Here is a 9,735-nt window from a genome sequence, read left to right as displayed (position 1 = left end):
ATCTAATATTTTAGAAGATATCGTCTCTGCGAGTGCCCACACAGATTGTCTGATAATTTGTTAAAGAGCAGTGCAACATTCGCTGCCGTTTCCGGTCTTCTGCGTTGTTGCGAGGAGGTGCATTCTACATCTTCCTCATTCAGTGTCAAGCGTTTATTTTCAAGGCCTTTCACTTTTTTCTTCGTTCTCTCAGTCAGTTCGCTTAGCGCCCTGTGCCGTGACAACGAGGACGCATTATAGGGAGTTTTCTGAGGCTGGCAATAGTTTTTTTAAAAAAAATGTTCGTTTGTTGGTAAATTAAACGAAGTGCCTATTTTTTGTGGCTTTTTAGCCATTTTGGCAAGTCTGCAAGGCTATCGAGAACGAAATCTGCACACTGTTGTGCCTCTTCAGTTATCTCTTTTCCTGTGCGAACAAGAATTTTATGCCCCACTCCTGCACCTTTTGCTGCCAACATATCTTCTTTTTTATCGCCAACCATATAAGAAGAAGCCATATCGATGTTTAATTGTGCTTTCGCATCCATAAACATACCTGAGGCTGGTTTGCGACAATCACACTCTTTCTTATATTCTTCTACAGCGGCATCTGGATGATGAGGACAATAATAGATACCGTCTAAATCAACACCTCTATCAGCCAAAGACCAATCCATCCACTCTGTTAGGTGTAAAAATTGATCTTCACTATAGTAGCCACGACCAATACCCGATTGATTCGTTACTAGTACCAAGGCATATCCCATAGCTTTTAATTCAGCCATTGCTTCAATGACACCATCGATAAACTCAAAGTTATCACTTTCAGACACATAGCCATGGTCTATATTAATAGTTCCATCGCGATCTAAGAAAATCGCAGAAATCCCCTTGCTCACAGCATTACTCCATTTAGATATTTTTATTAGTATCGCATGTTTTTTCTTATATAGAGAATGATATCCACGGCTTTCTTTCTTTATTACTCTTCAACTCTTTTTTATTGACTTAGCCGTCTAGACGCCTTAACATCTATTTTAACTCGGGCAGAATAGTCTTTATGTCCCATATCTACTTATATAAAGAAAAACATGATTAAACTGACGAATATAAACAAAGTGTTTAAGCAGGGAGAGCGTTCTATACAAGCGCTATCAAACATTAACCTGCATGTGCCTCAAGGGCAGATTTTTGGTGTTATCGGATCGTCAGGAGCGGGTAAAAGTACACTTATACGTTGTGTGAACATGTTAGAAAAACCAACTTCAGGTGAAGTACTTGTTGATGGTCGTGATCTAACTAAGTTATCTGATAAAGAATTAACAAAAGCACGTCGCGGTATTGGTATGATTTTCCAACATTTCAACTTACTGTCTTCTCGTACAGTGTTTGATAATGTGGCACTACCATTAGAACTAGATAGTACACCTCGCGCTGAAATTAATAAGCGTGTTAATGAATTACTTGAATTAGTCGGTTTGTCAGATAAGAAAGAGTATTACCCAGCAAACTTATCTGGCGGACAAAAGCAACGTGTTGCAATTGCACGCGCACTAGCAAATTCACCAAACGTTTTATTGTGTGATGAAGCAACTAGCGCACTTGATCCAGCAACAACACGCTCTATTTTAGAATTATTAAAAGACATTAACCGCCGTTTAGGCCTCACCATTTTATTAATCACTCATGAAATGGACGTTGTAAAACGCATTTGTGATCAGGTTGCAGTAATAAGTGGTGGCGAATTAGTTGAAAGTGATGCTGTGAGTGAAGTTTTCTCTCATCCAAAAACACCAGTTTCTCAGGCTTTTATTCAATCAACACTACAATTGGATATTCCTGAAGATTACAAAGAACGAATGAAACCAGAGTGGGAAGAAGGTTTATTCCCATTATTGAAACTTGAATTTAATGGTCAATCAGTCGATGCACCATTAATGTCCATCGTTGCTCGCCGTTTTGACGCAGATATTAATATCTTAAGTTCACAAATGGACTATGCCGGTGGAGTGAAGTTTGGCGTGATGTTAGCTGAACTACACGGTAAGAATGGTAATACTGAAAAGTCGATTGCGTTTTTAGAAGAGCATCATGTGAAAGTAGAGGTTCTCGGTTATGTCTGAAGGAATGGTTTATTTATTAATTAGTGGGATCTGGGAAACCTTAGTCATGACCTTCGTTTCAGGCTTCTTTGGTTTTGTTATCGGACTACCGCTTGGTGTTTTACTTTATGTCACACGTCCTGAACAAATTATGGCAAATCCACCTGCCTATCGTGTCATCTCAGCACTTGTGAATATCTTTAGGGCTATTCCTTTTATTATCCTGCTTGTATGGATGATCCCTTTTACTCGCTTGGTTGTAGGAACATCTATTGGCTTGCAAGCAGCCATCGTGCCATTAACAGTTGCAGCAGCACCTTTTATTGCTCGTATGGTCGAAAATACGCTATTGGAAATCCCACAAGGATTAATTGAAGCATCTCGTTCTATGGGTGCAACACCAATGCAAATTATTAAGAAAATTTTATTACCAGAATCTTTACCAGGCTTGATTAACGCTGCAACTATTACACTGATTACATTAGTGGGTTACTCCGCAATGGGTGGTGCCGTTGGTGCAGGTGGTTTAGGTCAAATTGGCTATCAATATGGTTACGTTGGCTATAATGCAACTGTAATGAATATTGTGATTGTTCTACTCGTTATTCTTGTTTTTATCATTCAGTTTTTCGGCGATCGCTTAGTGAAGCTGACAACACATAAATAATTAAATTGAAGGTTCCAATTATTAAATCGAAACCTTTTAATTAACGGATCAAATAAGGGTAAATGTATGTCATTGAAATTTAAATCGCTCGCAGTCGTAAGTGCTTTAGTTGGCGCATTAGCATTAACTGGTTGTGGTGAAAAAGAAAAAGATCCAAACCATATTCGTGTAGGTGTTATTTCTGGCTCTGAGCAACAAGTTGCCGAAGTAGCAAAACAAGTTGCTAAAGATAAATATGGTCTTGATGTAGAACTCGTTACTTTCAATGACTTCGTAATGCCGAATGAATCATTGAGTCGTGGTGATATCGATCTTAATGCATTCCAGCACAAACCTTATTTAGATCAGCAAATTAAAGATCGTAATTTCAAAATTACAGCAGTAGGAAATACGTTTATTTATCCTATCGCAGGTTACTCTAAAAAAATTACTGATTTAGCTGATTTACCTGATGGCGCTCAAGTGGCTATCCCTAATGACCCAACTAATTTAGGTCGTTCGCTGCTGTTATTAGAAAAAGTAGGATTAATTAAATTAAAAGATGGTGTGGGCTTATTACCAACGTCTTTAGATATTATTGAAAATCCTAAAAATCTAAAATTAGTCGAGTTAGAAGCACCTCAATTACCTCGTTCATTAGATGATCAAAAAATCTATTTAGCGGTAATCAATACAACTTATGCTAGCCAAGTAAACTTAACGCCAGCAAAAGACGGTATTTTTGTTGAAGATAAAGACTCTCCATATGTAAATATCATTGTTGCCCGTGAAGATAATAAAGACAGTGAAAATGTGAAGAAATTTATCCAAGCTTACCAAACGGATGAAGTAGATAGTGCTGCAAATAAAATCTTTAACGGCGGCGCTGTAAAAGGCTGGTAATACGTTAAAATTTAACTTAATTATAAAAAAGGCGGACATTTGTTCGCCTTTCTCTTTTTTACTTGGTTAATTTGCATTAAATTAGTGCCGTTTAATTTTTGTATAGACAATAATAAAGAGGATATTACCCATGCACATGCGCTTGCTACTTATTGGCATCATGGCGCTGTTTATGACAGGCTGTTCAATGCAAAAATCATCTGATGTTGATCAGTCTAAATTTACGGATATGCGTTTAAATAAACCTGGGCAACCACAAAAACCAAGGTCACAAACTTTACCTTCAGTACGTATTGTTGAAAAAACAGAAGACCTTTTAGGAGCTCCTTTTAAAGATCTCGGGATTGTCGCCGGTGAATCTTGTCGTCAAACATTACAAGATCCACCAGCAAGTCTACCTATTGCTAAAAAAAGAATGGCAACAAAAGCTGCCTACAAAAATGCGAATGCCGTTTTATTACATGAATGCCAAATTGTCACAGGCTTAGGTTGCTACCAATCTGCTATTTGTGAAGGCACAGCATTACTCATTACAAAATGAACACCTACCAAATGAATCCTATAGGGTATATTTCGAGCCCTTATAAAGAAAAATTTGCCGTTCCACGCCAACCTGGATTAATCCAGGATGGCGGCGGCCAACTTATTCTACACACGCCTTATAATCACCCTGATGCGGTTCGAGGCTTAGAGCAATTTAGTCACCTTTGGTTGATCTTTGTTTTTCATCAAACAGCCCAACAAGGTTGGCATCCTCTCGTTCGCCCCCCGAGATTAGGCGGAAACGCCAAAATTGGAGTATTTGCAACGCGCTCAACCTTTCGCCCTAACCCAATTGGCATGTCATTGGTTGAATTGAAAAAAGTAAATACGGACAACCAGTCTGTTATTTTAGAATTAGGTAGCCTTGATTTAGTGGATGGCACTCCTATTCTTGATATCAAACCTTATTTACCGTTTGCAGAATCGCGCCCAAATGCAATTGCAGGGTTTGCACAAGAAGCACCAAGTAACGAAATGCCCGTTTTCTTTTCACAGGTTGCATCAGAACAACTGCAACACTATGCCAATGACTACCCTCATCTTTCACGTTTTATTACCCAAGTATTACAGCAAGATCCTCGTCCTGCTTATAAAAAAGGCGAACAAAGTGATAGAATTTATGCGGTACACTTACTCGAATTTAATGTTCGCTGGCAAGTCAATGGACAACAGACACTTGTTCTTAGTATAGAACCGCGGTAACTTGCTATTATCTTCATTGATATTGCTATCATGAATAGTCTAATCTGAGAGTCATTCTCATGTCTTTAGACAAATCAGATTGAAAAAAATGCTTTGCCCCTTTTGGCAGACCTAAGTCACTGGTAGACTAGAGCGTGTTGACCTTTGATGGTCGATTTTATTCGAATTAAAAGCATTTTAGGCAAGGAGAAGGACTTGCCGCCTAGTGAACTAGGCTAGTGCCTCTCAACGCAGAATAAAATGAGTGAAACGTCTTTTAATCGAACCCGTAGGGCTGTTTTTATTTTTAAGTGGTCATTGTTAATGTCAATCAATGCCCAAACTCAAAATAGTTGAATATGTTGCTTGTTTTATAAATTTCTTTTGCTGTAAAAATAAGCAGCAAAGATCAACACGCTCTAGAGTCTTTCTCTAATTATATTGATGTAGACTGGCGTGACAGTCAGCCTAAGTATTTTTGTTCTAATGGAACCTAATAATGCGTACTAGCCACTATTTGCTCTCTACTTTAAAAGAGACACCTGCTGATGCAGAAATTGTCAGCCATCAACTTATGCTTCGCGCAGGCATGATCCGTAAACTCGCTTCTGGTCTTTATGATTGGATGCCGACAGGGGTTCGTGTTCTAAGAAAAATTGAAAAAATTGTTCGTGAAGAGATGGATAACGCTGGATCACTTGAGATTTCAATGCCCGTTGTTCAACCCGCTGACTTATGGCTAGAAAGTGGTCGTTGGGAACAATACGGCCCTGAATTACTGCGTTTTTCAGACAGAGGCGAGCGCCCATTTGTTTTAGGCCCAACCCACGAAGAAGTTGTTACTGATATTGTTCGTAATGAAATTACCTCTTACAAACAACTTCCACTGAACTTATATCAAATTCAAACTAAATTCCGCGACGAAGTACGCCCTCGTTTTGGTGTTATGCGCTCTCGCGAATTTATCATGAAAGATGCTTACTCTTTCCATATCTCTCAAGAGTCTTTACAAGAGACTTACGACAGAATGTACGAAGCTTACAGCAAAATTTTCTCTCGTATTGGTTTAGATTTTCGTCCAGTGCTTGCAGATACAGGCTCTATCGGTGGTAATGCCTCTCATGAGTTCCAAGTTTTAGCGGATAGCGGTGAAGATGATATCGTCTTCTCTACTGGCTCTGACTATGCAGCTAATATCGAATTAGCAGAAGCAGTAATGCCTGCAACTCCAAGAGCTGCCGCGACTGAAGAATTACGTTTAGTAGATACACCAAACGCTAAAACAATTGCTGAATTAGTTGAACAGTTCAATTTACCAATTGAAAAAACTGTTAAAACACTGATTGTTCATGGTACGAAAGAAAGTGGTCACCCATTAGTTGCATTATTAGTCCGTGGCGACCACGAGCTTAATGAAGTTAAAGCAGAAAAATGCGCTATCGTTGCGGCACCTTTAACTTTCGCGACTGAAGCTGAAATTCGCCAAGCTGTAAATGCAGGTCCAGGTTCATTAGGCCCAGTTAATCTGCCACTGCCAGTTATTATGGATCGTTCTGTCTCTGTAATGAGTGATTTTGGTGCTGGTGCAAACGTTGATGGTAAACACTATTTTGGTATCAACTGGGAGCGTGACCTACCTGTTGCCGAAATTGCTGATATCCGTAATGTTGTTGAAGGCGATCCAAGCCCAGACGGTAAAGGAACATTACTGATCAAACGTGGTATTGAAGTTGGTCATATTTTCCAACTTGGTACAAAATACTCAGAAGCATTAAAAGCAACTGTGCAAAACGAAGAAGGTCATAACCAAATCGTCACTATGGGTTGTTATGGTATCGGTGTAACTCGTATTGTTGCTGCCGCTATTGAACAAAACCATGATGCTCGCGGTATTATTTGGCCAGATGCGATTGCACCATTCCAAGTCGCTATTTTACCAATGAATATGCATCGTTCTTATCGCGTTAAAGAAGTTGCTGACAGACTTTATGACGAATTACGTGCTCAAGGTATTGATGTTCTGTTTGATGACCGTAAAGAGCGTCCGGGTGTGATGTTTGCTGATATGGAACTTATTGGTATTCCACACACTATCGTGATTGGTGATCGTAATCTAGACAACAATCAAATCGAATATAAAGCGCGTCGTAGTGATGATAAATCACTAGTCAATGTTGACGATGTTGTTGCCTTTATTAAAGAGCAACTTGCTTAATGATTAGGCCCCTTATCTTTAAGGGGCTTGATTGATAAAACAAAAAACCCGCAATCAGCGGGTTTTTTGTTAGAAATAAATAGAGGCTAAAAGTTAGCTTCTGCCACCACGATGGTTTCCGCAAGAGCCATGGCGATTAAAACGAGGCTTATCATCTGTAACCACTAAAGCTCGATCATATTTACCATCTTCCATTGAAGGACGAATGCTGTAATAACCATTAACTTCGAGGTAAACAGGTGTTCCACCATCAACACCGGTTGAGAAATAGCCTTTTTCTAATTCAATACCATTAGCTGCATAAACACGCCCTGATTGGCAATCTTTAAACGTACCTGCATCGGCAAAGTAGGTAAATTCACCCGCAAGCTGTTTAGGCTGAACCTTAGCTAAAGTATAATTTAGTTCTGAATTAATGACGTTGCCATCAATATCAAGCATGACTAATTTATCTTCACGAGGTAAATAATAGCTTTTTTCACCGTAACTATTAGTCAACGTCAGCTTATCTTTACCTAATACCCATGTTCCTGATTCAAAGAAACTACGTTTATCATCAGGTGAACCCTGATAGCTTTGCTCCATAACATAAGAGCCATCTTGATTAACAAGAATTGTCGTGTCGATACCAGAGCAATCGGCACAAGGCAGAATACTGTTGTAAGTTTGGTCTACAATTTTTCCATCAAGTGATAAGCCAATGTTATTTTGGCAACCTGACAGTACAAATAACCCAGCAGCAACGGCTGCAAATAAAAGTTTTTTCCCCATCATCGACTCCCTACATTCTGGGTACTTTTTAATAAATCATTCTCAATATGATTCTAACATTTTTTAAAATAAAAGGGGGCAATAAAACAAGCTTTAAGACAAATGCACCCATAATTGTTAATTATTTCTCAAATCACTTCTAATAAAGAACTATTTCAGAAAATTATTATAATAACTATTGTGCTCACATCGAATAACAGCATAATGATTTTATTCTGAATTATTCACTGGCGGCAACACCGCCACGAAAGAGTGGTGAGGGAATATGTCAACAAATACAGAATATCAACCAATTAACTGTGATGATTACGAGTATCTGGAGTTAGCATGCCAGCGTGGTTTAGCACTCCATATTGAACTGCATGATGGTGAGCTTATTGAAGGTATCGCGGATGACCTTTTCTTAAGCAAGAAAGTTGAATACCTAAAAGTCAAAACGTCTGAAGGCTCTAAAGATTTGCGACTGGATATTATTGCCAGTTTTTCTAATCCCGAACTTGGGACAATCATTATAAAATCGGAATAACCGAATAAGGAACAACCGCCAACCGGCGGTTGTTCATTCATGAGCCTCTCGCCACTCAATAGTAATAGCGTGTTCTGATGTTGCTTTTCCCTCAAAAGTAACAAACGTATTAATAGCTGCAATTAACGTATCATTATAATAAATCAAAGGAATTTTGGTTCTACGCCAAGGTGCAATCTCAAGCTCTTGCCAAATCTTTTTACTATGTCGAGCGTGCTCTCGCCCTACAATGCGTAGAGATGCTTGTGTTAAACCAAAACGCACTGTGACTTTTTCATCACTTGAAGGCGCTCTAACGGTATTTTTTCCTGTTTCGGCAACGAGTGATAAAACCCCTAATCCATTAGGTAAATACAAAGGCTCATTGAGCTGCCACTCAATAACGTGTCCAACAGGCTCTTTAATGATTGGAACTAGATAAAGACGCTGTTTATAGCGTCTAACTTCATCTTGATAAAATTGTAATCGAGGCTCAGCATCTTCTTTGGCTAAAGCGACCTCTTGCCATAATCGTAAAATTTGTTGTCTTGATGGCATGGTCTTATTGTGTTCAGCAAACCAGCGCCTTAATAAAGCATTGCGCTTGATAACACTACAATGAGCCAATTGATTGATATCTAAACTATGCTCACTGTCCATTAAAGCATTAAGTTCAGAATCTAATAATTCATCTAGTAGTGCTTCTTGTTCTCCACACAATGCCGCACTTCGAGTCACCGCTTGTGAAAAGTGAGGCCATCGTTGAGCCAATAAGGGCATAACTCGCAACCGTAAAAAATTGCGATCATAGCGGTCATCTTGATTACTATCGTCTTCTATCCAATCTAACCCTTGTTCAGTAGCATAAGATTCGATTTGTTCACGCGTAATATTGAGTAATGGTCGAAGTAAATAGCTATTTTCAAATACCATTTTTGCTGGCATTGAAGAAAGCCCAGCAGGACCGCTGCCTCGCTTTAAAGCCAGTAAAAAGGTCTCAGCTTGATCATCTTGATGTTGAGCAGTCACTAGCACTTGTTGTGGCTGTAAATATCGACGAAAGGCTTGGTAACGCGCCTCTCTTGCACCATTTTCAAGACCGCCTTCTTTAGGATCTACATTCACTTTTTCACTGATAAAATCAACACTCCATTGCTGACAACATTGTTCACAATGAGCAAGCCACTCATCTGCTTTGATGTTTAATCCATGATGAATATAGATAGCCGTTAATTCTAAAGGTAATTGGAATTCATCACGTAAACGTACAAGCCCTTGTAATAAAACTGTGGAATCTACTCCACCACTAAAACCCACCAAAATTTTAGTGTAAGGATCAATTTGTTGTTTGATTTCTCTAAGGAGTAAACCGTATTCCTGTTTCATCGTAT

At 39.0% G+C, this 9,735-nt stretch carries 10 protein-coding genes; 7 read left to right on the top strand and 3 right to left on the bottom strand.

All coding sequences use genetic code 11. From position 1 onward, the window contains the following. Positions 1-310 precede the first annotated feature (310 nt). On the bottom strand, positions 311-877 hold the full coding sequence (gene gmhB / locus ABN236_RS08675; protein ID WP_270755071.1) for a D-glycero-beta-D-manno-heptose 1,7-bisphosphate 7-phosphatase: 567 nt from the start codon (positions 875-877) through the stop codon (positions 311-313). 192 nt (positions 878-1,069) lie between these two features. Here gmhB and metN point away from each other — a divergent pair, with 192 nt between their 5' ends. From metN to proS, 6 genes are all read left to right on the top strand, one after another. Further along, positions 1,070-2,101: a methionine ABC transporter ATP-binding protein MetN gene (metN, locus tag ABN236_RS08670; RefSeq protein ID WP_088494714.1), complete on the top strand. Its 1,032-nt coding sequence runs from the start codon at positions 1,070-1,072 to the stop codon at positions 2,099-2,101. Continuing rightward, entirely contained in the window at positions 2,094-2,747 is a 654-nt protein-coding gene (locus ABN236_RS08665) for a methionine ABC transporter permease MetI (protein WP_023582692.1), read from the top strand. The genes metN and ABN236_RS08665 overlap by 8 nt, the downstream gene beginning before the upstream one ends. Positions 2,748-2,813: 66 nt before the next feature. Continuing rightward, the gene (locus ABN236_RS08660) at positions 2,814-3,629 is read left to right on the top strand and encodes a MetQ/NlpA family lipoprotein (protein ID WP_349473809.1); all 816 of its coding nucleotides are present in this window, start codon (positions 2,814-2,816) and stop codon (positions 3,627-3,629) included. Between the two features lie 130 nt (positions 3,630-3,759). Then, positions 3,760-4,170 carry an envelope stress sensor lipoprotein RcsF gene (rcsF, locus tag ABN236_RS08655; protein WP_088494713.1) on the top strand — a complete coding sequence of 137 codons (411 nt, stop codon included), beginning with the start codon at positions 3,760-3,762 and terminating at the stop codon, positions 4,168-4,170. Next, the gene (tsaA, locus tag ABN236_RS08650; RefSeq protein WP_270755078.1) at positions 4,167-4,874 is read left to right on the top strand and encodes a tRNA (N6-threonylcarbamoyladenosine(37)-N6)-methyltransferase TrmO; all 708 of its coding nucleotides are present in this window, start codon (positions 4,167-4,169) and stop codon (positions 4,872-4,874) included. Before rcsF ends, tsaA begins: the two co-directional genes overlap by 4 nt. Before the next feature lie 478 nt (positions 4,875-5,352). After that, entirely contained in the window at positions 5,353-7,068 is a 1,716-nt protein-coding gene (gene proS / locus ABN236_RS08645) for a proline--tRNA ligase (RefSeq protein ID WP_270755081.1), read from the top strand. 93 nt (positions 7,069-7,161) lie between these two features. Here proS and nlpE read toward each other — a convergent pair whose 3' ends face one another. Further along, positions 7,162-7,842 carry an envelope stress response activation lipoprotein NlpE gene (nlpE, locus tag ABN236_RS08640; protein ID WP_088494710.1) on the bottom strand — a complete coding sequence of 227 codons (681 nt, stop codon included), beginning with the start codon at positions 7,840-7,842 and terminating at the stop codon, positions 7,162-7,164. Between the two features lie 262 nt (positions 7,843-8,104). Between nlpE and rof the strand changes: the two genes are divergently transcribed. Then, positions 8,105-8,365, top strand: coding sequence for a Rho-binding antiterminator (gene rof, locus ABN236_RS08635; RefSeq protein WP_194951120.1), 261 nt, complete (start codon positions 8,105-8,107; stop codon positions 8,363-8,365). Positions 8,366-8,398: 33 nt separating this feature from the next. Here the strand turns inward: rof and tilS are convergent, their stop codons facing one another. Further along, on the bottom strand, positions 8,399-9,730 hold the full coding sequence (gene tilS / locus ABN236_RS08630; RefSeq protein ID WP_349473808.1) for a tRNA lysidine(34) synthetase TilS: 1,332 nt from the start codon (positions 9,728-9,730) through the stop codon (positions 8,399-8,401). Positions 9,731-9,735: the final 5 nt, after the last annotated feature.

Source organism: Proteus sp. fly-1013, assembly GCF_040140245.1.
GTDB lineage: Bacteria > Pseudomonadota > Gammaproteobacteria > Enterobacterales > Enterobacteriaceae > Proteus > Proteus mirabilis_B.
This window is presented reverse-complemented; position numbering and strand designations above follow the sequence as displayed.